We start from the raw sequence: 22,873 nt of genomic DNA, 5'->3' as shown, positions 1-22,873 counted from the left end.
CACACCGATCCCGGTTCGTCCAGAGTCCCGGGCGACCGGTAGGGTGGCACCCGATCGACATCCTTTAACGAGCCGTCCTGTGAGGCGGAGAAGGAAGGTCAGCCAACCTTGCCTGCGCACGCCACATCCGGGTCCCACCACGGGGCCGAAGGCCGCGTCGTTCTCGACGCCAGCGACATCAACCGGGCCGTGACCCGCATTTCCCACGAGATCCTCGAGCGCAACAAGGGCGCCGAGGATCTTTTGCTTCTCGGACTGCAGACCCGCGGGGTCCCGCTGGCCGAGCGCATCGCGGCGAGCATCGCCAAGGTCGAAGGTACGACGGTCGCGACCGGGTCCCTCGACGTCACGATGTACCGCGACGACCTGCGCAGCCATCCCACGCGGGTGGCGAGCCGCACCCAGGTGCCTGCCGGTGGCATCGACGGCAAGACCGTCGTGCTGGTCGACGACGTGCTCTACAGCGGCCGGACGATCCGCGCCGCGCTCGATGCCCTCTCCGATCTTGGTCGACCTGCCGTCGTACGACTGGCGGTACTGGTCGACCGCGGCCACCGCGAGCTCCCGATCCGCGCCGACCACGTCGGCAAGAACCTCCCCACCGCACGCAGCGAACGAGTCAGCCTGCGCCTGGTAGAGACCGACGGTGAGGACGAGGTCCGGATCGTCGACAGCACCGGCCCGATTGATGGAGGTGAGGCATGACCCGCCACCTGCTCAGCATCGATGACCTCGAGGTCAGCGACATCGAGGACATCTTCACGACGGCTGCCGAGATGCACGACGTGCAGAAGCGCTCGGTCAAGAAGTTGCCGGCCCTGCGCGGCCGCACCGTCATCAACCTGTTCTTCGAGGACTCCACCCGGACCCGCTCGAGCTTCGAGATCGCCGGCAAGTGGCTCTCGGCCGACGTGATCAACCTGTCTGCCAAGGGCAGCAGCGCCAGCAAGGGGGAGTCGCTGCGCGACACCGTGCTGACGGTGACCGCCATGGGCATCGACGGACTGGTCGTCCGGCACGGCGCCAGCGGCGCTGCCGAGCAGATCAGCCGCTGGGTCGACGTACCGGTCATCAACGCCGGTGACGGCACCCACGAGCACCCCACGCAGGCGCTGCTCGACGGCTACACGCTGACCCGCCGCCTCGGCACCCTCGAGGGCAAGCACGTCGCGATCGTCGGCGACCTGACCCACAGCCGGGTGTTCCGCAGCAATGTGAAGAGCCTGATCAAGCTCGGCGCAACGGTCACGGTCGTCGCTCCGCCGACGCTGATGCCGGCTGGCGTTGCCGACTGGTCGAAGGAAGCCGGGTTCGCCACCTCCTATGACCTCGACGGGGTGCTGACTGATTCGCGGGGGGTCGACGCGGTGATGATGCTGCGCGTCCAGCGCGAGCGGATGAGCGGTGGGTTCTTCCCGACCGCGCGTGAGTACACCGTCGGCTACGGCCTGACCCGTGACCGGCTCTCCCTGCTCAAGCCCGGCACGCCGATCCTGCACCCGGGCCCGATGAACCGCGGGCTGGAGATCTCTGCCGACGCGGCCGACGCGATCGACTCGGCCGTGCTCGACCAGGTCTCCGCGGGCGTCGCCGTCCGCATGTCCGTGCTCTACCACCTGCTGACTGGGGAACCCCAGGGCAACGAAGGAGTGGGCGAATGAGCTCGATCCTGATCAAGGGCGCTGCCCTTGCCGACGGTACGACGACCGATGTCCTCGTCGCGGACGGCGTCATCCAGGAGCTCGGGGTTTCGACAGGCTCAACCAACCTGGCTGGCGCAACGACGACGGTGATTGACGCCGCGGGCCTGGTCCTGCTGCCCGGCTTCGTCGACCTCCACACCCACCTGCGCGAGCCCGGCCGCGAGGACGCGGAAACCGTCCTGACCGGTTCCCGTGCGGCGGCCGTCGGTGGCTTCACCGCAGTGCTCGCCATGGCCAACACGAACCCCGTCACCGACACCGCCGAAGCGGCTGAGCGGGTGTTCGACCTCGGCAGGACCGCCGGCCTGGTGGACGTCCAGCCGGTCGGCGCGGTGACCAAGGCGCTCGGTGGCGAAGAGCTCGCCGAGCTCGGCCTGATGGCGCGCTCGCGCGCGAAGGTCCGGGTGTTCTCCGACGACGGCAAGTGCGTGGCCGACCCGCGGGTGATGCGCCGCGCGCTGGAGTACGTCAAGGCGTTCGGTGGCGTGATCAGCCAGCACAGCCAGGACCCGTCCCTCGCCGGCTCCACCGCGTGCTGCCACGAGGGCGAACTGTCCGGTCGGCTCGGCCTTCCCGGCTGGCCCGGCGTCGCCGAGGAGATCATCGTCGCGCGCGACGTGATGCTGGCTCGCCACACCGGCAGCCGGGTCCACGTCGCGCACGTCTCGACGGCCGGCAGCGTCGAGGTGATCCGCTGGGCGAAGGCTCAGGGCATCGACGTCACCGCGGAGGTCACCCCGCACCACCTGCTGCTGACGACTGACCTGCTCGGCACCTACGACCCGACGTTCAAGGTCAACCCGCCGCTGCGACCCAACGAGGACGTTGAGGCACTCCGCGCAGCGCTGGCCGACGGCACGATCGACGCCGTTGCGACCGACCACGCTCCGCACGCGCGCCACGACAAGGAGCACGCCTTCGTTGACGCGGCGTTCGGCATGCTCGGTCTGGAGACCGCCCTGTCGGTCGTCAGCACCGTCATGGTCGAGGGCGGCCTGCTCGACTGGGCGGGCGTCGCCCGTGTGATGAGCACCAACCCGGCCCGGATCGCCGGACTGGACGGCCACGGCCGCCCGGTTGCCGTCGGCGAACCGGCCAACCTGACCCTGATCGACCCGGCAGCGCAGGTCGTCGTCGACCGCGACGCCAGCGTCTCGCTGAGCCGCAACAACCCCTGGCACGACCGCAAGCTGACGGGCTCCGTTGTCGCCACGCTCCTGCGTGGCACGGTGACATACGGAGCCACGCCGGAAGGAGCACTCCTGTGACCACCCCCGCCCTGCTCGTCCTCGAGGACGGCCGCACCTTCCATGGGGAGGCGTACGGCGCCGAAGGCGAAACCTTCGGCGAAGCGGTCTTCAACACCGGCATGACCGGCTACCAGGAGACGCTGACCGACCCGTCGTACCACCGCCAGGTCGTCGTGATGACGGCCCCGCACATCGGCAACACGGGCATGAACGACGAGGACCCGGAGTCGAAGCGGATCTGGGTGGCCGGGTACGTCGTCCGCGACCCCGCCCGCGTGCCCAGCAACTTCCGCTCGCAGCGCTCGCTCGACGACGACCTGCGCGCGCAGGGAGTCGTCGGCATCTCGGGCATCGACACCCGGGCGCTGACCCGCCACCTGCGTGAGCGGGGCGCCATGCGCGTCGGCATCTCCACGACGGAGACCGACCCGGCCGTGCTGCTGGAGAAGGTCAAGGCGTCCGCCGAGATGGGCGGCTCCAACCTGTCCGAGGCCGTCTCCACCAGCGAGGCCTACGTCGTCCCCGCGGTCGGCGAGAAGCGGTTCACCGTGGCGGCTCTCGACCTCGGCATCAAGGACATGACCCCCCAGCGGATGAGCGAGCGCGGCATCGAGGTGCACGTGCTGCCGTCGACCTCCACGCTGGAAGACGTTCTGGCCGTCAACCCCGACGGGCTCTTCTACTCCAACGGCCCGGGCGACCCGGCCGCCACGACCGGTCAGGTCGAGCTGCTCAAGGAGGCGCTGGGTCGCGACCTGCCGTACTTCGGGATCTGCTTCGGCAACCAGCTGTTCGGTCGCGCGCTCGGCTTCGACACCTACAAGCTGAAGTACGGCCACCGCGGCATCAACCAGCCGGTGATGGACCTGACGACCCGCAAGGTGGAGGTCACCGCGCACAACCACGGCTTCGCCGTGGACGCCCCGCGCGACACCGCCACGGAGACGCCGTACGGCTCCGCGACGGTGAGCCACGTCTGCCTCAACGACGACGTCGTCGAGGGCCTCGAGCTCCGGGTTTCGACAGGCTCAACCACCGAAACAGGCAAGCTCAAGGCGTTCTCCGTCCAGTACCACCCCGAGGCCGCCGCCGGTCCGCACGACGCGGCGTACCTCTTCGACCGATTCGTACAGCTGCTGGAGGGCAACGCCTGATGCCGAAGCGTGAAGACATCAAGTCCGTCCTGGTCATCGGGTCCGGCCCGATCGTGATCGGCCAGGCCTGCGAGTTCGACTACTCGGGCACCCAGGCGTGCCGGGTGCTCAAGGAGGAGGGCCTGCGGGTCGTCCTCGTGAACTCCAACCCGGCCACGATCATGACCGACCCCGAGTTCGCCGACGCCACGTACGTCGAGCCGTTGACCCCCGAGTTCGTCGAGAAGGTCATCGCGCGAGAGGCCGACCGCGGCTTCCCGATCGATGCCGTGCTGCCGACACTCGGCGGCCAGACCGCGCTCAACGTCGCGATCGCGCTGCACGAGAACGGTGTGTTCGAGAAGTACGGCGTCGAGATGATCGGTGCCAGCTTCGACGCCATCCACCGCGGCGAGAACCGCGAGCTGTTCAACGCGATCGTCGACAAGGTCGGCGGCGAGACCTGCCGCAGCTACGTGTGCCACACGATGGACGAGGTCGAGGCAGCCACCGTCGAACTGGGCTACCCCGTCGTCGTACGTCCGTCGTTCACGATGGGCGGCCTCGGCTCCGGCATTGCGTACGACGCCACGGACCTGGCCCGGATCGCCGGCGCCGGCCTGTCCGCCAGCCCGACCACCGAGGTCCTGATCGAGGAATCGATCATCGGCTGGAAGGAGTACGAGCTGGAGGTGATGCGCGACAAGGCTGACAACGTCGTGATCATCTGCTCCATCGAGAACTTCGACCCGATGGGCGTCCACACCGGAGACTCCATCACCGTCGCCCCGGCGATGACGCTGACCGACCGCGAGTACCAGCACCTGCGCGACCTGGCGATCGGCATCATCCGTGAGGTCGGCGTTGACACCGGCGGCTGCAACATCCAGTACGCCGTGAACCCCGACGACGGCCGCGTCATCGTCATCGAGATGAACCCGCGCGTGTCCCGGTCGAGCGCGCTGGCGTCGAAGGCGACCGGCTTCCCGATCGCGAAGATCGCCGCCAAGGTCGCCATCGGCTACACGCTCGACGAGATTCCCAACGACATCACCAAGGAGACCCCGGCCTCCTTCGAGCCTTCGCTCGACTACGTGGTCGTGAAGGTCCCGCGGTTCGCGTTCGAGAAGTTCCCGACCGCCGACACGACGCTGACCACCCACATGAAGTCCGTGGGCGAGGCGATGTCGATCGGCCGCAACTTCAGCGAGGCGTTCAACAAGGCCCTGCGGTCGCTCGAGGACAAGAAGGCGCCCTTCGACTGGGCCTCCCCGCTCGGCGACAAGGCGGAACTGCTCGAAGCGATCAAGGTGCCCCACGACGGTCGCGTGCAGAAGCTGATGCAGGCGATCCGCGCTGGTGCCACCCAGGCCGAGGTGCACGACGCCACCAAGATCGACCCGTGGTTCGTCGACCAGATGTTCCTCATCAACGAGGTCGCGGACGAGGTTGCTGCCACCGAGCAGCTTGACGCCGGTGCGCTCCGGGTCGCCAAGCGGCACGGCTTCTCGGACGCCCAGATCGCGGGCATCCGCGGTCTCAAGGAGTCCGAGGTCCGGATCGCGCGGCAGACCCTTGGTGTCCGCCCGGTCTACAAGACCGTCGACACCTGCGCGGCCGAGTTCGCTGCCGCCACGCCGTACTACTACTCGTCGTACGACGAGGAGACCGAGGTGCAGCCGCGGGCCGAGGGCAAGCAGGCCGTGATCATCCTCGGCTCCGGCCCGAACCGGATCGGCCAGGGCATCGAGTTCGACTACTCGTGCGTGCACGCTTCGCTCGCGCTGAGCGAAGCCGGCTACGAGACGATCATGGTCAACTGCAACCCGGAGACCGTCTCCACCGACTACGACACCTCCGACCGGCTCTACTTCGAGCCGCTCACCCTCGAGGACGTGCTCGAGATCTACGAGGCCGAGAAGGCCGCCGGCCCGATCGCCGGCGTCATCGCGACTCTCGGCGGCCAGACCCCGCTCGGACTCGCGCAGGGCCTGCAGGACGCGGGCGTTCCGATCGTCGGCACCAGCCCCGAGGCGATCGACCTCGCCGAAGAGCGTGGCGCGTTCGGTCGGGTCCTCGCCGAGGCCGGCCTGGTTGCGCCCAAGCACGGCACCGCGGTCTCCTTCGAGGACGCCCAGGCGATCGCCCACACCATCGGCTACCCGGTGCTGGTGCGGCCGTCGTACGTCCTCGGCGGACGCGGCATGCAGATCGTCTACAGCGACACGGCCCTGAAGGCCTACATCGAGGCGGCCACCGAGATCAGCCCCGACCGGCCCGTGCTGGTCGACCGGTTCATCGACGACGCCGTCGAGATCGACGTCGATGCCCTGTACGACGGCACGGACCTCTTCCTGGGTGGCGTGATGGAGCACATCGAGGAGGCCGGCATCCACTCCGGTGACTCGTCGTGCGCCTTGCCGCCGATCACCCTGGGCGCTGCCGAGATCACCCGGATCCGCGAGGCGACCGAGGGCATTGCCCGCGGCGTGGGAGTGAAGGGCCTGATCAACATCCAGTTCGCCCTGGGGTCTGACGTCCTGTACGTCCTGGAGGCCAACCCGCGCGCGTCGCGGACGGTGCCCTTCGTCTCGAAGGCCACGGGCACCCAGTTGGCCAAGGCCGCCGCTCGGCTGATGCTCGGCGAGTCGATCGCCGAGCTGCGCGCCGCCGGTGTGCTGCCCGCCGTGGGTGACGGCGGCACGCTGCCGGCCGACTCCCCGATCGCGGTCAAGGAAGCGGTGCTGCCGTTCAACCGGTTCCGCACCAAGGAAGGCAACTTCGTCGACACGGTCCTCGGCCCGGAGATGAAGTCGACCGGAGAGGTCATGGGCTTCGACGCCGACTTCGGCACCGCGTTCAGCAAGTCGCAGGCTGCGGCCTACGGTTCACTGCCGACCTCGGGCAAGGTCTTCATCTCGATCGCCAACCGCGACAAGCGGACGATGATCTTCCCGGCCCGCGTGCTGGTCGACTACGGCTTCGAGATCCTCGCCACCCAGGGCACCGCCGAGGTGCTGCGCCGCAACGGCATCCAGGCCACGATCGTGCGCAAGCACTTCGAGGGCACCGGACCGGCGGGGGAGAAGACGACCGTCCAGATGATCCTCGATGGCGAGATCGACCTGATCGTCAACACGCCCCACGGTGCGACTGGCGGCGGTGACTCGCGCGTCGACGGCTACGAGATCCGCTCTGCCGCGGTGCTGACCGGCACGCCCTGCATCACCACCGTGCAGGGACTGGCGGCCGCCGTACAAGGCATCGCAGCGATCCGTTCCGGCACGGTCGGCGTGCGCTCGCTGCAGGAGTGGAACGCCGCCGGGGCCGCGAAGTCCGGTGATTGAGGTGCGAGCGAAGCGAGCCTCGAAATCCGTCTACGACCGGGTCTTCGAGAACTGCCTGGTCAAGATGGACGCCGAGAAGGCGCACCACCTGACCTTCGATGCGCTGAAGGCCGGGGGAGTCGTCCTGGGCCGGGCACCGATCCCGGGCCAGGCTCCCGTCGAGGCGATGGGGCTCACCTTCCCCAACCGGCTCGGCATGGCTGCCGGCTTCGACAAGACCGGTGAGGTCTTCGATCAGCTCGCCGCGTTCGGATTCGGGCACGTTGAGATCGGCACGATCACGGCGATCGCACAGCCGGGCAACCCGCAGCCGCGGCTGTTCCGGCTGCCGCAGGACCGCGCGATCATCAACCGGATGGGCTTCAACAACGACGGTGCCGGCACCGTCGCGGCCCGGCTCGCCAAGGGCGGCCTGGGCAAGCCCGGTCACCGTCGCACGAAGCGCGGCCTCGTCCTGGGTGTGAACATCGGCAAGTCGAAGGTCGTCCCGGACGACGACCAGGCCGCTGTCGAGGCGGACTACGAGACCTCGACCCGGCTGTTGTCGCCGTACGCCGACTACCTCGTCGTGAACGTCAGTTCCCCGAACACCCCGGGCCTTCGCAACCTGCAGGCGGTCGAGAAGCTCGCCCCGTTGCTGGCCCACGTGCGCCGTACCGCGGACGAGGCGACCGATGCGGTCAGCCGCGACCGGGTGCCACTGCTCGTGAAGATCGCCCCGGACCTGTCCGACGAGGACGTGCTCGCCGTCGCGGACATGGCGCTGGCCCTCGGTCTGCACGGAATCATCGCAACCAACACGACGATCGCCCGCGACGGCCTGTCCACGCCGGTGGAGACCATCGAGGCCGCCGGTGCCGGCGGACTGTCCGGTGCTCCGCTGCGCGAGCGTTCGACCGAGGTCGTGCGCCTGCTGCGTGGCCGCGTCGGCCCGAACTTCACGCTCATCGGCGTCGGCGGGATCAGCACGCCCGCGGACGCTCGCGAGCGGATTGCTGCTGGTGCTGACCTGGTCCAGGTCTACAGCGGCCTCATCTACGGTGGCCCGATGTGGCCGCGCCGAATCCTGAAGGGCCTGTCGGACTGAGCCTCGGTCAGTAGACGTGACGGTAGGAGTCACCGAGCCGTTTGAAGGCCCGGTCCAGTGCCGGCGCAAGTTCCTGGTCGATACGGCGGCTCTGCGCGGCCTCGAGCACGATGCTTGCCGTGAAACGGTCGACCGATTCGATCAGACGCAGTCGATCGACAGTCGGGGGGTGCGAGTCGTCGACGCTGCGTCGGTCGTCGGCTGCCGCACGACGGGCGGCCGCGCGTTGGCTCGCGTCGTACTCGGCGACCCGGGCGATGATCGCCTCGCCCAGGTGCGGTCGGTTCGAATCGACGGCGGCGCGGTTCGCAACGACCTCGATGCCCTCGGCCAGAAGACTGATCTCGTGGTCTGCGATCGCGGCGGCGGTGCCTGCAGCCATCGCCGCGGCGAGGTCCGCGTAGAGCTCCTGACGGCGGGACGCGGTGGAGTTCACGGACCCGAGGAGCCGCAGGTAGCCGAGGACCACCCAGCGTGGAGGAGCCATGAGCGAACGAACGAGGATCGGGGTGTCGTTCTCGAAGACCTCGGTGCCGTCGGGGTCCAGCAGATCGACCCATCGGAGAAGGGTCCGGCGAGCAGTGGCGACGTACCGCGAGCTCAGGAGGTCACCGTGCACCAGGTGCCCGATTTCGTGGCCCAGGAGTGCCACCCGTTCCTGGGGGCCGAGGGCCACCCACAGAGGAGCGCCGAGCACGAGCTGCCTCCCCCGGAGCCCACGGGGAGCCACATAGGCGTTGAAGTCGCTGTCGATCCGGATCTCGGTGGGTGGCCGCGTGTCCAGAAGCTGTGCCACCTGGGCGACCAGAGACGTGATCCCGGCGGCGCGCTCCGGGTCGACCAGGACGCTGTCCGGGTCCGCCCCAAAAAGGATGTGAGGTCGGGTCAGCCACGCGACCCCCAGGATGACGGCGGCCATCAGCCACTGCCACCAGCCGTCACCGCGAACCAGGAGGAAGATGCCGCCGACGGCCAGCGCGATGCTGACGAGGTGAACCGGGGTGACCAGGGCAAAGGCCAGTGCGCGGGCGAAACCAGGGCTCCGGCCAGTGCTCAAGCGATCGACGAGACGCCTGTCGAGAGCCTCGGCCACTCGGGCGTCGAGCCGCTGGGGGAATGTTGATGCCGTCTGCACCACCGGATGATAGGCGTGCGAGCGGCGACCTGCTCCCGAAACGGGCGCCTGCCTCAACTACGGTTGTGCCCATGTTCGGTCCCCGCCTTTCCCACGCCATCGCCGAGCGCGGCCAGTTCTGTGTCGGCATCGACCCGCACAGCGCGCTCCTGCACGAGTGGGGCTACGACGACGACATCTCCGGGCTCGAGCGGTTCGCCCTCGGTGCCGTGGAGGCAGTGGCGCCGTACTGCAGCGTGGTGAAGCCGCAATCGGCCTTCTATGAGCGCTTCGGCAGCAAGGGTGTCGCCGTCCTCGAGCGTGTCATCGCCGACTCCCGGGCCGCCGGCGCGCTGGTCCTGCTCGACGTGAAGCGCGGCGACATCGGTTCGACCTCCCAGGCGTACGCCGACGCGTACCTCGACCCGTCCTCGCCCCTCGCGAGCGACGCGATCACGATCAGCCCGTACCTCGGGTTCGGCTCGCTGGTGCCCTTCGTCGACACCGCGCGACGCTTCGACGCCGGCCTGTTCGTCCTCGCGGCCACCTCCAACAAGGAGGGTCCCGAGATCCAGGAAGCCGTGACGAGTGAGGAGTTCGGCGGCCGCACGGTCGCCGCAGCGATGCTCGACCACCTGCGCGAACTGAACGCCGGCGCGGCACCGCTCGGCTCCTTCGGCGCGGTTGTCGGCGCGACGATCGACGGCTCCGGTCTCGACTTCGCGCTGAACGGCCCCATTCTCGCTCCCGGGTACGGTGAGCAGGGGGGCACCAGCGCCGACATCCTGCGGATCTTCGGGGCGAGTGCCGCCCACGTGCTGGCGTCCTCCTCGCGAGGCGTCCTGCGCCTGGGCCCTGACCCGATCGCGATGCGTGACGCCGTACAGCGGGGCAATGACGAGTTGCGGGGCCTGCTCGGGTGAACCTGCAACGTGTCGTGGCGCTCTTGGTCATCGTGGCCATGGCGGCGGGTGCCGGAGCCCTGCTGCTGCAGTCCACGGACGACGACGACCCGTTCGCGACGTACTGCGCCGAGGTCGAGGCACGCCGGGGCGAGCTCGGCGCGGCCCTGGCGGCGGGGCAGCGGCTCGGGCTGATCCGCGCGCTGCCGACCTTCGAGTTGCTGGCCGAGAAGGCGCCCGAAGATCTTCGCGACGAGTGGACGATCGTGATCGACCGGGTGACCGAGGTCCGCGATGCGTTCGCCGACGCGGACGTGGATCCGGCGACCTACGACCCCGAGAAGCCCCCGAAGGACCTGCCCGAGGCCGATCGCGATGCGATCGAGGCTGCTGCGGTCCGGCTCGGGTCGCAGGAGACGAAACTGGCGTTCGCCGGTGTCAGCCAGCAGGCACGCGATGTCTGCAAGACGCCCTTGTCGCTGTAGTTGTCGCCGTAGTTGTGGCTCTGACTGGCGTGTGAGCATCCGTACCGCGGCGCCGCATTGCCCCGGCCGAACGTGAATGGCTAGATTGACCGCGGCGGCCCCATCCGCCCGATGACCGCCCTGTTGAAGACCGAAGGATGCCTTTCGTGGCCCTGCCCCCCTTGACACCCGAACAGCGCCAGGCTGCCCTCGCGAAGGCGGCGGCCGCACGGCGTGAACGGGCCGAGGTGAAGAACCGGCTGAAGAACTCGGGCGGTTCGATCAGCGAGGTCCTGGCCCAGGGTCAGGTCAACGACGTCGTCGGCAAGATGAAGGTCCTCGACCTGCTGCAGGCCGTCCCCGGACTCGGCAAGGTGCGCGCGCGGCAGGTGATGGAGCGCCTCGGCATTGCCGAGTCCCGTCGTGTTCGCGGGCTTGGTACGAAGCAGATCGCCGCTCTGGAGCGCGAGTTCGCGCCCGGTGAGTAGTCGTCTCTTCGTCCTTGCCGGACCCACTGCGGTCGGCAAGGGCACGGTTGCGGCCGCCATGCGCGACCAGCACCCCGAAGTCTTCCTCTCCGTTTCGGCGACGACGCGCACCCCGCGCCCGGGCGAGATCGACGGCGTCCACTACCACTTCGTGGACGACGCGACCTTCGACGCGATGATTGCCGACGGCCAGATGCTGGAGTGGGCCGTCGTCCACGGGGTCAACCGCTACGGCACGCCGCGCGGCCCCGTCGAGGAGGCCCTGGCCGCCAATAGGCCGGCGATGCTGGAGATCGATCTGCAGGGGGCGCGGCAGGTCCGCCAGACCATGCCCGACGCCGTGTTCGTGTTCCTGAAGCCGCCGTCGTGGGACGAACTGGTCCGCCGTCTGGTGGGTCGCGGGACCGAGGGCGAGGAGGAACGCGAGCGCCGGCTCGCGACCGCCCGGCTCGAACTCGCGGCCGAAGAAGAGTTCGACGTCACCATCGTGAACGTGGAAGTTAACGCTGCGGTCCAGGACTTGGTAGCCTTAATGGTTGATTCCACCCACGAACTGTGAGGCTCTAACACGTGTCTGCCCCGAACATCGCCGCCGAGGGTGTCACCAACCCCCCGATCGACGACCTGCTGTCCAAGACCGACAGCAAGTACAAGCTGGTTCTCTACAGTGCCAAGCGCGCCCGGCAGATCAACGCCTACTACTCGCAGCTCGGCGAAGGCCTGCTCGAGTACGTCGGCCCGCTGGTGGAGACCCACGTCCAGGAGAAGCCGCTCTCGATCGCTCTGCGCGAGATCAGCCAGGACCTGCTGACCTGCGAGGACATCGACCCGGCTGAGCTCGCTGCCGCCGAGGCCGCTGCTGCTGCGCCGGCCGCTGCTGAGTGAACTGACTCCAGCCATGCCCCGCGTCGTGCTCGGTGTGTCCGGCGGTATCGCGGCCTACAAGGCCTGCGAGTTGCTCCGCCGGTTCACCGAGTCCGGACATGACGTGACGGTCGTTCCGACCGCTGCGGCGCTGGAGTTCGTCGGCGCGCCCACCTGGGCTGCGCTGTCGGGCAAGCCAGTGTCCGCCGACGTGTGGTCAGCGGTCCACGAGGTGCCTCATGTGCGCCTCGGACAGACCGCTGACCTCGTCGTGGTGGCCCCGGCCACCGCAGACCTGCTGGCCAAGGCCGCCCACGGGCTGGCCGATGACCTGCTCACGAACACCCTGCTCACCGCGCGGTGCCCGGTCGTGCTGGCCCCGGCCATGCACACCGAGATGTGGGAGCACCCGGCCACCGCTGCCAATGTCGCCACGCTCCGCGCTCGCGGCGTCGTGGTGATCGAGCCCGCTGAGGGGCGCCTGACCGGAGCAGACACCGGCAAGGGCCGGCTCCCCGAGCCGTCCGAGATCTTCGAGATCGCCCGTGACGTCCTGGCCCGCGTCTCCACCGGAGCCTCCGGCAGCCAGTCGCTCACCGACCTCGCCGGACGCAGCGTCGTCGTGTCCGCCGGTGGCACCCGCGAGCGGCTCGACCCGGTCCGTTTCCTCGGCAACCGCTCCTCGGGACTGCAGGGCTACGCCCTGGCCCGTGCTGCGGCCGCCCGAGGCGCGGAAGTCACGCTGATCGCTGCGAACGTGACGCTGCCCGACCCGGCCGGAGTGAAGGTCGTTCGGGTTGAGTCGACCGCAGAACTGCGCGACGCCGTACTCACAGCCAGCGCCACCGCTGACGCCGTGGTGATGGCCGCTGCGCCCGCCGACTTCCGCCCGCTGAACCAGTCGGACGTGAAGATCAAGAAGGCTGATGACGGCTCGGCGCCGTCGATCACGCTGGAACAGAATCCCGACATCCTCAAGGAGATCTCGACGCACCGGGTCCGCCCGGACGCTGTGATCGTCGGGTTTGCGGCCGAGACGGGCGATGCCACCGGCAGCGTCCTGGACCTGGCCCGCGCCAAACTGGTCCGCAAGGGCTGCGACCTGCTCGTCGTCAACGACGTCAGCGGCGGCGCGGTCTTCGGGAGTGCCGACAACGAAGCGGTGATCCTGGGCTCCGACGGCTCGGCCGTCGAGGTCCCGCACGGATCGAAGTCAGCCCTCGCACACCTCATCTGGGACAACGTCGTCTCTCGTCTCAGCCAGCGATAGTGAGACGACCGGCCATGACTCCGGCCGGTCCGTATCGTTGGAGCGACGACAACATCTGTCACAACGTCATTGCCGAGCGGGTTCGGGGGATCCCGTACTCGGTCTGAGAACCAGGAGCTTCCACCAACATGACCGGACGTCTGTTTACGTCGGAGTCGGTGACCGAGGGTCACCCGGACAAGATTGCCGACCAGATCAGCGACACGATCCTCGACTACCTCCTCGAGCACGACCCCTCGAGCCGGGTCGCCGTGGAGACGCTGCTGACCACCGGCCTGGTCGTTGTTGCGGGCGAGGTCACCACCTCGGCCTACGCGCCCGTCGCCCAGCTCGTGCGCGCGAAGATCCTCGAGATCGGCTACGACTCCTCCGAGAAGGGCTTCGACGGCAACTCCTGTGGCGTCCAGGTCGCCATCGGTGCGCAGTCGGCTGACATCGCGCAGGGCGTCGACGACGCCTTCGAAGAGCGCGTGGACGGTTCGGGCGACGAGCTCGACCGCCAGGGCGCCGGCGACCAGGGCCTGATGTTCGGCTACGCCTGCGACGACACCCCGGAGCTCTTCCCGCTGCCGATCAAGATCGCGCAGACCCTCGCCGAGAAGCTCACCGCGGTGCGCAAGGACGGCACGCTGCCGTACCTCCGTCCCGACGGCAAGACCCAGGTCACCATCGAGTACGACGAGGACGACCGTCCCGTTCGTATCGACACCGTGGTGCTCTCGACGCAGCACGCCGAGGACATCGACCAGGAGCAGCTCGCCAAGGACATCCTGGTCAACGTCATCGAGCCCGTGCTCGAGGCCTTCCAGGCCATCGTTCCGTCCGAGGGCTACCAGCTCTTCATCAACCCGACCGGCCGCTTCGTCGTCGGTGGGCCGATGGGTGACGCCGGTCTGACCGGCCGCAAGATCATCGTCGACACCTACGGCGGCATGGCTCGCCACGGTGGCGGCGCGTTCTCCGGCAAGGACCCGTCGAAGGTCGACCGCTCGGCTGCCTACGCCATGCGTTGGGTTGCCAAGAACATCGTTGCTGCGGGCTTGGCCCGTCGCGCCGAGGTCCAGGTTGCCTACGCGATCGGTGTCGCCAAGCCCGTCGGTGTCTTCGTGGAGACCTTCGGCACCGGCATCGTCCCGGACGAGAAGATCCAGGAGGCCGTGCTCTCGGTCTTCGACCTGCGTCCGGGTGCGATCGTTCGCGACCTCGACCTGCTGCGTCCGATCTACGCCAAGACGGCGGCCTACGGCCACTTCGGTCGCGAGCTGCCCGAGTTCACCTGGGAGCGCACCGACCGCGCCGAGGCGCTCAAGGCTGCTGCCGGGATCTGATCCCAACTTTCTTCATCTCACGCCCGTGGTCCCTGGAAAGGGGCCGCGGGCGTCGGGCTTTTGTCCCGAATTGCCGAATGTCCGGTAGTTCTTCGGCGGAAACAACCGCGGCGTGAAACCATTCCCTGTTTGCCCCCGTCACGAAGGATCCTGAATGCGTCGCGCCCTGTCGTCCCTGTGTGCTGCCACTGTGGTGGCCACGTTGCTCGCTCTGGCGCCGGCCCAGCCCGCCCAGTCGGCTCCGGACCCCGATGACGCGGAGGCTGCTCTGCGTTCTGACGCTGACGGCTCGGTCGTCGTACGCAAGGACGGCGACGTGGTCACCTTCGCCGGCGCGTCGGCGGGAACCGACGTCGACAACCCTTCGGTCGATCGTGGGGACTCGGTCTCGGCTGCAGCCCGTGCACACCTCCAGCGCTACGGTCCCGCCTTCGGTACGGCTCGCCCGGGCACGACCCTCATCGAGGCGCGGCGCGACCTCGCTGTCGCCGGTGCCGGCGTCGTGCACTACCAGCAGCACGTGGGTGGCATCCCTGTCATCGGCGGCGACGCCGTCGTGGTGCTCGCCGACGACAAGGACCTGAGTTCGGTCAACGCCAACCTCTCCGAGGTACAGGCGGTACCGGCTGCGACCATCGCGGAGCCGGATGCACGCCGGACCGCGATCGCGAAGGTCCGGCGGTCAGCGGGCGGCAGCCCGACCGCTGCGGCGGGAGAGCGCTGGCTGTGGGATCCCGCAGCACTCGGGCGTACCGACGCGACCGGTCCGCGCGGCGTGTGGCGTTTTGAGGTTCGCGGTGATGGTGCCGTACGGCACCAGGTCCTCGTCGACGATCGCGCCGGCGCCGTACTGCTGGACCTCGACCTCGTGCAGGACATCGACCGGGTCGTCTGCGACCAGGAGAACGCGTCCCTCGTAGACCCACCGGCCTGCACCGCCGGTTTCGACCGCACCGAGGCGTCCTCCCCCTCGGCGGTGGGTGACGTCGAGCAGGCGTTCCACAACGCCGGTGCGACCGCGGAGCTCTACGAGGCCATCGTCGACGTTGATCTCACCGACTTCATCGGGCTGGACACGGCCAGTGGTCGCAAACTCGCGTCGACCGTCCGGGTCTGCGTCACTGGCGACCCCTGCCCGTACAGCAACGCCTATTGGGACGGCCGACAGATGTTTTACGGCGCCGGATACGCCGCGGCTGACGACGTGGTCGGGCACGAGATGACCCACGGCGTGATCGAGCGGACCTCCGGGCTGCTCTACCTCGACCAGCCGGGAGCGATCAACGAGTCGATTGCGGACATCATCGGCGAGATCGTCGATCACCGGAACATGGCCGACGGCGAGAGCGTGACCTGGACGACGGGCGAGGACCTGCCCGGCGGAGCGCTGCGTGACATGGCGAACCCGACGGCGTCCGACCAGCCGGACCGGATGACCAGCACGGAGTGGGACAGCGACCCGACGTACTGGGACAACGGAGGCGTCCACACGAACTCCGGGGTCGGCAACAAGGCCTTCCACCTGATCTCCCAGGGTGGCGAGTTCAACGGACAGACAATCACGGGCATCGACGCCGGCGACCCGACGCTCGACCGGTCGGCGCGGCTGTGGATCCAGGTGCTGGGTTCGCTCACCGCCTTCACTGAGTACACCGATCTGGCCGACGTACTTGAGCAGTCCTGCGCGGCGCTGGTCGGCAGCTTCGGCTTCACGACCGCCGATTGTGCGGCAGTTCAGCAGGCGGTCACGGCCACCGAGATGCGCCTTGATCCGCTCAGCGATCCGATGCAGGACGCCGATCGGACCTGCCCGACCGGAACCCACGCCACCACTCTGTTCGACTCCGAGCGCGGTGCGACGGCCACCCAGGCGGGCATGTTCCAGGCCGACGCCGGCTGGGGCCGCACGCCGGGGACCGAGGTCAACGAGGAATGGGGCGTCCACGCCTACTCGGGGGACACCGCGTGGGTGGCCGAGGACCCGGGGAGCAACCCGACCAATCTGCCCCGTTCGTTGACAGCGACCAACGAAATCCCGTTGCCGTACGACCAACCGTCGTACCTGGCTTTCCGTCAATGGCACGTCACGGATTTCGATGTCACGCCGACCAACGTGGTGCGCTACTGGGACGGCGGCACCGTGGAAGCAATCATCGGCGACAATTGGGCAAAGGCCCTCGCGTCGGAGCCGTGGGTCAACGGGCCGACCCGAACCCTTCAGACGCCGAACCATGGCGTGAAGGCGTTTGCCGGGAGCAGCCGGGGATGGGTCGGCAGCCGTGTCGACCTCTCCTCCATCGCAGGCCAGAGGATCAAGCCGCGATTCACGATGCGGAGCGACGACTCCCTCGGTGCCCCGGGCTGGTACATCGATGACGTCGTCGTCTACACCTGTTTCGCCTCGATCTACATGAACATGCCACCGGAGATCGTGGACACGTATCCGATAGTGGGTGGCAGGCTCACCGCGACCCCGGGTCAGTGGGACGTCCCTGACGCTGTCGTCAGCTACCAATGGCTCCGCAACGGGGTGCCGATCAGCGGTGCGACCTCGCGCATCTACACCCTCACCGCTGCCGACAGGGGTCGCTACATGAGCGTGCGCAGGACGCTGACTGCGCTTCCCCTCGTGGCATCAGAGATCGCCAAACTCCACTACGAAGTGGATTTTGGCCAGATCCGACCGCCACGTGCCGTCGGCATCGCGGGAACGGCACGGGTCGGCCGGGTGCTTACCGCCCGGCCGGGAACGTGGAGTCCGAGCCCTGTGACTCTGCGATACCAGTGGTTACGCGACAACCGCTGGATTCCTCGTGCCACCAGCTCGCGCTACAAACTGCGCCGCATTGACCGAGGGCATCGGATCAGCGTGATCGTCACGGGGTCCCGCCCCGGCTACATGATCGAGGTGAAGCGTTCACCGAAGACGGCCAGGGTGCGGCGGTAGGTGGCGCGACCGACGCGTCGGGGGCCGCTGGTAGAACTGCGCCCATGACCCCGACCCCCGACGAACCGGCGCTGGAACTGCCCGGCCTCGTGCGGGACCGGGCAGCGGAAGGTCGCGCCAAGGCGGCTGCGACGCGCGCCCGGAAGGTGGCGGAGACGGAGTTGGCGACGGTGGATCCGGTCGCCCGCGTCGTACTCGAGGTGCCGCTGGCGCATCTGGACCGGGTGTTCGACTACCTCGTTCCTGCGGCGATGGCCGAAGACGCCGTTCCGGGGACGCGGGTCAAGGTCCGCTTCGCAGGCCAGGCGGTCGACGGTTTCGTGGTGGAGCGCACTGCAGCGTCCGGGCACGACGGCGTGTTGTCGCCGCTGCGACGACTCGTGAGTGCCGAGCCGGTGCTGAGTCCGGCTGTCGAGGCCCTGTGTCGCCGGGTGGCCGAGCGCTATGCCGGCGTCTCTGCCGATGTACGACGCCTCGCGGTCCCGCCACGCCATGCGACCACCGAGCGGGAGCCCTCGCCGGCATCTCCGCCGGTGCCGGTCCTGACGGGCTGTGACGAGGCCTGGTCGCCGTACCCGGCCGCAGGAGCGTTCCTCGAGCACCTGCGCAGTGGCCATGCGCCACGAGCCGTCTGGGGCGCGGGCCCGGGGGAGGACTGGCCGGCCCTGCTCGCCCACCTGGCCGGTGCTGCGCTGGCGGCCGGACGCGGGACGATCATCTGTCTGCCCGACCACCGCGACATCACGCGCGTCGACGCTGCGCTGACGGCGTTGCTGGGCGAGGGGCACCACGTCACGTTGCAGGCTGAGCCCGGTCCGGCGGCTCGCTACCGCGATTTCCTGGCGGTGAGTCGGGGCACCCGCAAGATCGTGGTCGGTCCGCGCTCCGCTGCGTTCGCCCCAGTGCGCGACCTCGGACTCGTGGTGATCTGGGACGACGGCGACGACCTGCATGCCGAGCCCCGGGCGCCGTACCCCCACACGCGGGAAGTCCTGCTCCTGCGAGCGGACGAGGAGAAGGCGGCTGCCCTGGTGGGGGCCTTCTCCCGCACGGTTGAGGCCGACCAGTTGCTCCGCTCCGGATGGGCGCGCGAGATCGCGTTGCCCCGGACCGAGGTGCGCGCGCGTGCCCTCGTCGCTGTGTCTGGCGCGACCGAGCAGTCGCTCGAACGCGACCCGGACAGTGCCGGAGCCCGGATCCCGCGCGAGGCCCACCAGGCCATGAAGTGGGGCCTCGAACGCGGCCCCGTGCTCGTCCAGACCCCGCGTGCGGGTTACGCCCTGCGCCTGGCGTGCGAGCGCTGTCGTACTCCTGCCCGCTGTACCGTGTGCGCCGGGCCCCTGGGCCTGACCGGCCCCACGACGCCGCCGCGCTGCCGTCTGTGCGCCACCGAGGCCACGGCGTGGGCCTGTCCCGAGTGCGGTGCCGCTGGTCTGCGGTCACCGATGCTCGGCGATGCCCGCACGGCCGACGAGTTGGGCCGTTCCTTCCCGAAGATCCCGGTGCTGGCTTCGTCGGGCGAGCGGATCCGGGCCACGGTCGACGGCGCACCCCGACTCGTGGTGGCCACGCCCGGCGCCGAGCCCGTGGCGGAGGGTGGGTACGCGGTCGTCGTACTCCTGGACACGTGGTGGGTGCTCGGTCGCGACAGCATGCGCGCGGCCGAGGAAGCGTTGCGGCGCTGGTGCAACGCGGTCGGCCTGGTGCGGCCCGGTGGACGTGCGCTGGCGGTGGGCGACGCTGGCCAGCCGGCGCTGCAGGCCCTCGTGCGGTGGGACCCGGCCGGTTTCGCTGCCCGCGAAGCCGAGGAGCGGCGCGAGGCACGGCTGCCTCCGGCTGCGCGGGTGGCCTCGCTCACCGGCGCACCGGGTGCGCTCGACGACATGCGCGCCCTCCTGCACCTCCCGGAGGCCGCCGACGTCCTCGGCCCGGTGCCCGTCGAAGGCAAGCCCGACGAGGAACGCCTGATCGTGCGGGTGCCCCGCAGCCACGGGCCGGCACTGTCGCGGGCGCTGGTCGAGGCACAACGACTGCGGTCGGCCCGCAAGCTCGAACCAGTGAGGATTCAGGTCGATCCATCCGAACTCCTAGGATGAGCCGGTGGCCATTCGACCCATCCGCCTGTTCGGCGATCCGATCCTGCGCAAGCCTGCGATCGAGGTCGTCGATTTCGACACCGACTTGCGGCAACTGGTCACCGACCTGACCGACACGATGCTGGAGGCCCCGGGCGCCGGCCTGGCTGCGCCGCAGATCGGGGTCGGGCTCCGCGTCTTCACCTGGTACGTCGACGGGGAGGTCGGCCACCTGGTCAACCCGTCGCTGCAGCTGTCCGCCGACACCCAGGACGGCGCCGAAGGCTGCCTCTCCCTGCCCGAGCTCACCTACGACTGCCTGCGGGCGATGTCGGTCGTCGCCTCCGGCTTCAACATGTACGGCGACCCGGTCCGCATCGAGGGATCCGAACTGCTGGCTCGGGCGATCCAGCACGAGACCGATCACCTCGACGGCATCTTGTTCATCGACCGCCTCGACGCGGCCGCCCGCAAGGCTGCGATGCGCGAGATCCGCGAGTCGGAGTGGTTCGGGCTCGAGAAGCCGACCGTGAAACTGTCCCCCCACGCGACGGGAGGCTTCGGCCTGTGAGAGTTGTCTTTGCCGGTACCCCCGAGGTCGCTGTCCCCGCGCTCGACGCGATCGTTGCGTCCCCGCACGAGCTCGTCGGCGTGATCACCCGACCCGACGCGCCCTCGGGTCGTGGTCGCAAGCTGACGCCGAGCCCCGTGGGCCTGCGCGCCGAGGAGTTGGGTGTTCCGGTGCTCAAGCCGACGCACCCTCGCGACCCGGAGTTCCAGGCCGCACTGAAGGCGCTCGAACCCGACTGCTGCCCGGTCGTCGCCTACGGTGCCCTGATCCCGCGCAGTGCCCTCGACATCCCGAAGCACGGTTGGGTCAACCTGCACTTCTCGGTGCTTCCCGCCTGGCGCGGCGCGGCACCGGTGCAGCACTCGATCTGGGCGGGCGACGAATACACCGGCGCCACGACGTTCCAGATCGTGGAGGCGCTGGACGCCGGCCCGATGTTCGGCGTGATGACCGAGCGGATCAAGCCGACCGACACGGCCGGTGACTTGCTGGAGCGTCTGGCCGAGGGTGGATCGAGCCTGCTGGTCGCGACTCTCGACGGCATCGCTGACGGAGCCCTCGAGGCCCGCACCCAGCCGCTCGAAGGCGTCACCCTCGCACCCAAGATCACGGTCGAGAATGCCCGGATCAGCTGGACCGACCCGGCTGTCGGCATCGACCGCCTGATCCGTGCCTGCACCCCCGGTCCCGGCGCGTGGACGACCCTCGACGGCGAGCGGGTGAAGGTTGGACCGGTGTCCCTCGAGGAGGACGCACCGGAGCTGGCCCCCGGCGCGATCAGTGTCGGCAAGAACCACGTCCTCGTCGGTACGGCGTCCGGCGCCGTGCGTCTTGGCGAGGTCAAGGCGTTCGGCAAGAAGCAGATGGCTGCTGCCGACTGGGCGCGCGGCGTGCGCTTGCCCGAGACCGCGACGTTCGAGTGAGCGAGCCTCGGGGCGGCCGTCGCCGACCCAGCGGCCCGAAGCGGCCGCCCAAGCCGAAGAGCGATCCGGTCCGGGCTGCGGCACTCGACGTGCTGCGCGTCGTCCGGGTCGACGGCGGCTACACGAACCTCGTGCTGCCGTCGGTCATTGCGCACCACGGCCTCGTCGGGCGCGACGCCGCGTTCGTCACCGAGCTCGCTGCCGGCACGATCCGCCGGCAGGGCACGTACGATGCCATCCTCGCCACCTGCATCGACCGCCCCCTGCGCAAGGTGGAGGTCGCTGTCCTCGACGCGCTCCGCCTCGGCGCCCACCAGTTGCTGGCGATGCGGGTGCCCTCGCACGCCGCGATCAGCACGACGGTCGACCTGGTCCGCGACAAGGTCAGCGTCGGTGCGAGCGGCTTCGCCAACGCCGTCCTGCGCAAGGTCAGCAACCGCGACCTGGAGGCCTGGATCGCCGAGGTCGCGCCGGATCTCGCGACGAATCCGAACGGCCACCTCGCCATCGCGCACAGCCACCCGGCCTGGGTTGTTGAAGCGCTTGGTCAGGCCGTCGGCACTGACGAACTTCCGGCCCTGTTGGCCGCCGACAACGTCCCGCCGCGGGTGACCCTGGTGGCCCGCCCCGGACGCTCGAGCCGCGACGAACTCCCGGGTACGCCGACGCCGTACTCACCGTTCGGGACGGTGCTCTCCAGTGGCGGGGACCCGTCCGCGATCGAGGCAGTGGTCGAGGGGCGTGCCGGAGTACAGGACGAGGGCTCGCAACTGGTCGCGCTCGCGCTGGCCGAGGCCAGTGTCGAAGGCCGTGACGAGCGGTGGCTCGACCTGTGCGCTGGTCCTGGCGGCAAGGCTGCGCTGCTCGCTGCGATTGCCAGCGAGCGTGGCGCGTTGCTGATCGGCACCGAACTGCACCACCACCGCGCAGGACTGGTGGCGAAGGCGGCGGGCGCGGACCTCGCGGGCGTGCTCCAGGCCGACGCGACCCGTGCGCCGTTCGCTGACGACAGCATCGACCGGATCCTGCTCGACGCCCCGTGCACCGGCCTCGGCGCGCTGCGTCGCCGCCCGGAAGCCCGCTGGCGTCGTACTCCTGGCGACTTGGCCGATCTGGTCGCGCTCCAGCAGGCCCTGCTGACCGAGGCTGCGCGCATCCTCCGGCCCGGGGGAGCGTTGCTGTACGCGACCTGTTCGCCGGTGCTCGCGGAGACGTCCGAGGTCGTGACCGCGGTGACGAACGCAGTCGCGGGCCTCCGGGTGGACGACGTGCGCCCGTTGCTGCCCGGCGTCACCGACGCCGACGGTCCGTTGCCGGGCACGGCCCAGTTGTGGCCGCACCGGCACGGCACCGACGCGATGTTCCTGGCGCTGCTGCGCAAGGAATGATCCAGACTGGTTGAAGGTT

General features: G+C 69.3%; 19 protein-coding genes. 18 read left to right on the top strand and 1 reads right to left on the bottom strand.

Going from position 1 to position 22,873, the window contains the following annotated elements; genetic code table 11:
* Positions 1–108: 108 nt before the first annotated feature.
* The 6 genes from pyrR to HRC28_RS16395 are packed head-to-tail and all read left to right on the top strand — an operon-like array spanning position 109 to position 8,520.
* On the top strand, positions 109–705 hold the full coding sequence (pyrR, locus tag HRC28_RS16420; RefSeq protein WP_182376536.1) for a bifunctional pyr operon transcriptional regulator/uracil phosphoribosyltransferase PyrR: 597 nt from the start codon (positions 109–111) through the stop codon (positions 703–705).
* Complete coding sequence (locus tag HRC28_RS16415) at positions 702–1,661, top strand: aspartate carbamoyltransferase catalytic subunit (protein ID WP_182376535.1); 960 nt, start codon at positions 702–704, stop codon at positions 1,659–1,661. Before pyrR ends, HRC28_RS16415 begins: the two co-directional genes overlap by 4 nt.
* Positions 1,658–2,971 (top strand): dihydroorotase, encoded by a 1,314-nt coding sequence (locus HRC28_RS16410; RefSeq protein ID WP_182376534.1) that lies wholly within the window; start codon positions 1,658–1,660, stop codon positions 2,969–2,971. The genes HRC28_RS16415 and HRC28_RS16410 overlap by 4 nt, the downstream gene beginning before the upstream one ends.
* Positions 2,968–4,107, top strand: coding sequence for a glutamine-hydrolyzing carbamoyl-phosphate synthase small subunit (carA, locus tag HRC28_RS16405; RefSeq protein ID WP_182376533.1), 1,140 nt, complete (start codon positions 2,968–2,970; stop codon positions 4,105–4,107). The genes HRC28_RS16410 and carA overlap by 4 nt, the downstream gene beginning before the upstream one ends.
* On the top strand, positions 4,107–7,433 hold the full coding sequence (gene carB / locus HRC28_RS16400) for a carbamoyl-phosphate synthase large subunit (protein ID WP_182376532.1): 3,327 nt from the start codon (positions 4,107–4,109) through the stop codon (positions 7,431–7,433). Before carA ends, carB begins: the two co-directional genes overlap by 1 nt.
* A 1-nt stretch (position 7,434) precedes the next feature.
* Positions 7,435–8,520, top strand: a complete 1,086-nt coding sequence (locus tag HRC28_RS16395; protein ID WP_182376531.1) for a quinone-dependent dihydroorotate dehydrogenase — start codon at positions 7,435–7,437, stop codon at positions 8,518–8,520.
* A gap of 7 nt (positions 8,521–8,527) precedes the next feature.
* Here the strand turns inward: HRC28_RS16395 and HRC28_RS16390 are convergent, their stop codons facing one another.
* Positions 8,528–9,655 (bottom strand): M48 family metallopeptidase, encoded by a 1,128-nt coding sequence (locus tag HRC28_RS16390; RefSeq protein WP_182376530.1) that lies wholly within the window; start codon positions 9,653–9,655, stop codon positions 8,528–8,530.
* Positions 9,656–9,726: 71 nt separating this feature from the next.
* On the opposite strand from HRC28_RS16390, the gene pyrF reads away from it, so the two are divergent.
* From pyrF to HRC28_RS16330, 12 genes are all read left to right on the top strand, one after another.
* Entirely contained in the window at positions 9,727–10,557 is an 831-nt protein-coding gene (gene pyrF, locus HRC28_RS16385; RefSeq protein ID WP_182376529.1) for an orotidine-5'-phosphate decarboxylase, read from the top strand.
* Positions 10,554–11,021, top strand: coding sequence for a hypothetical protein (locus HRC28_RS16380; RefSeq protein ID WP_182376528.1), 468 nt, complete (start codon positions 10,554–10,556; stop codon positions 11,019–11,021). Before pyrF ends, HRC28_RS16380 begins: the two co-directional genes overlap by 4 nt.
* A 146-nt stretch (positions 11,022–11,167) precedes the next feature.
* Positions 11,168–11,488, top strand: coding sequence for an integration host factor, actinobacterial type (gene mihF / locus HRC28_RS16375; protein WP_182376527.1), 321 nt, complete (start codon positions 11,168–11,170; stop codon positions 11,486–11,488).
* Entirely contained in the window at positions 11,481–12,047 is a 567-nt protein-coding gene (gene gmk, locus HRC28_RS16370) for a guanylate kinase (RefSeq protein ID WP_237111528.1), read from the top strand. Before mihF ends, gmk begins: the two co-directional genes overlap by 8 nt.
* 11 nt (positions 12,048–12,058) lie before the next feature.
* Positions 12,059–12,373 (top strand): DNA-directed RNA polymerase subunit omega, encoded by a 315-nt coding sequence (rpoZ, locus tag HRC28_RS16365; RefSeq protein WP_182376526.1) that lies wholly within the window; start codon positions 12,059–12,061, stop codon positions 12,371–12,373.
* A 13-nt stretch (positions 12,374–12,386) separates the two neighbouring features.
* Positions 12,387–13,622, top strand: a complete 1,236-nt coding sequence (gene coaBC, locus HRC28_RS16360) for a bifunctional phosphopantothenoylcysteine decarboxylase/phosphopantothenate--cysteine ligase CoaBC (RefSeq protein WP_182376525.1) — start codon at positions 12,387–12,389, stop codon at positions 13,620–13,622.
* Between the two features lie 128 nt (positions 13,623–13,750).
* Positions 13,751–14,950 carry a methionine adenosyltransferase gene (gene metK / locus HRC28_RS16355; protein ID WP_182376524.1) on the top strand — a complete coding sequence of 400 codons (1,200 nt, stop codon included), beginning with the start codon at positions 13,751–13,753 and terminating at the stop codon, positions 14,948–14,950.
* Between the two features lie 154 nt (positions 14,951–15,104).
* Positions 15,105–17,897, top strand: a complete 2,793-nt coding sequence (locus HRC28_RS16350; RefSeq protein WP_182376523.1) for a M4 family metallopeptidase — start codon at positions 15,105–15,107, stop codon at positions 17,895–17,897.
* 44 nt (positions 17,898–17,941) lie between these two features.
* Positions 17,942–19,993, top strand: a complete 2,052-nt coding sequence (locus HRC28_RS16345; RefSeq protein WP_182376522.1) for a primosomal protein N' — start codon at positions 17,942–17,944, stop codon at positions 19,991–19,993.
* Between the two features lie 4 nt (positions 19,994–19,997).
* Positions 19,998–20,543 (top strand): peptide deformylase, encoded by a 546-nt coding sequence (def, locus tag HRC28_RS16340; protein ID WP_182376521.1) that lies wholly within the window; start codon positions 19,998–20,000, stop codon positions 20,541–20,543.
* On the top strand, positions 20,540–21,466 hold the full coding sequence (gene fmt / locus HRC28_RS16335; RefSeq protein WP_182376520.1) for a methionyl-tRNA formyltransferase: 927 nt from the start codon (positions 20,540–20,542) through the stop codon (positions 21,464–21,466). The genes def and fmt overlap by 4 nt, the downstream gene beginning before the upstream one ends.
* On the top strand, positions 21,463–22,854 hold the full coding sequence (locus tag HRC28_RS16330; RefSeq protein WP_182376519.1) for a transcription antitermination factor NusB: 1,392 nt from the start codon (positions 21,463–21,465) through the stop codon (positions 22,852–22,854). Before fmt ends, HRC28_RS16330 begins: the two co-directional genes overlap by 4 nt.
* The last annotated feature ends 19 nt before the right edge of the window (positions 22,855–22,873 follow it).

Source organism: Nocardioides sp. WS12, assembly GCF_014108865.1.
Taxonomy (GTDB): Bacteria; Actinomycetota; Actinomycetes; order Propionibacteriales; family Nocardioidaceae; genus Nocardioides.
Note: the sequence above shows the minus strand (reverse complement) of the source record. Positions and strands in the feature narration are given on the sequence as shown.

What these genes read in the sequence shown, in the direction of transcription:
- HRC28_RS16410 (WP_182376534.1), top strand. Translation starts at nt 1,658, where the DNA reads ATGAGCTCGATCCTGATCAAGGGCGCTGCCCTTGCCGACGGTACGACG.
- metK (WP_182376524.1), top strand. Translation starts at nt 13,751, where the DNA reads ATGACCGGACGTCTGTTTACGTCGGAGTCGGTGACCGAGGGTCACCCG.
- pyrF (WP_182376529.1), top strand. Translation starts at nt 9,727, where the DNA reads ATGTTCGGTCCCCGCCTTTCCCACGCCATCGCCGAGCGCGGCCAGTTC.
- HRC28_RS16345 (WP_182376522.1), top strand. Translation starts at nt 17,942, where the DNA reads ATGACCCCGACCCCCGACGAACCGGCGCTGGAACTGCCCGGCCTCGTG.
- HRC28_RS16350 (WP_182376523.1), top strand. Translation starts at nt 15,105, where the DNA reads ATGCGTCGCGCCCTGTCGTCCCTGTGTGCTGCCACTGTGGTGGCCACG.
- carB (WP_182376532.1), top strand. Translation starts at nt 4,107, where the DNA reads ATGCCGAAGCGTGAAGACATCAAGTCCGTCCTGGTCATCGGGTCCGGC.
- coaBC (WP_182376525.1), top strand. Translation starts at nt 12,387, where the DNA reads ATGCCCCGCGTCGTGCTCGGTGTGTCCGGCGGTATCGCGGCCTACAAG.
- HRC28_RS16415 (WP_182376535.1), top strand. Translation starts at nt 702, where the DNA reads ATGACCCGCCACCTGCTCAGCATCGATGACCTCGAGGTCAGCGACATC.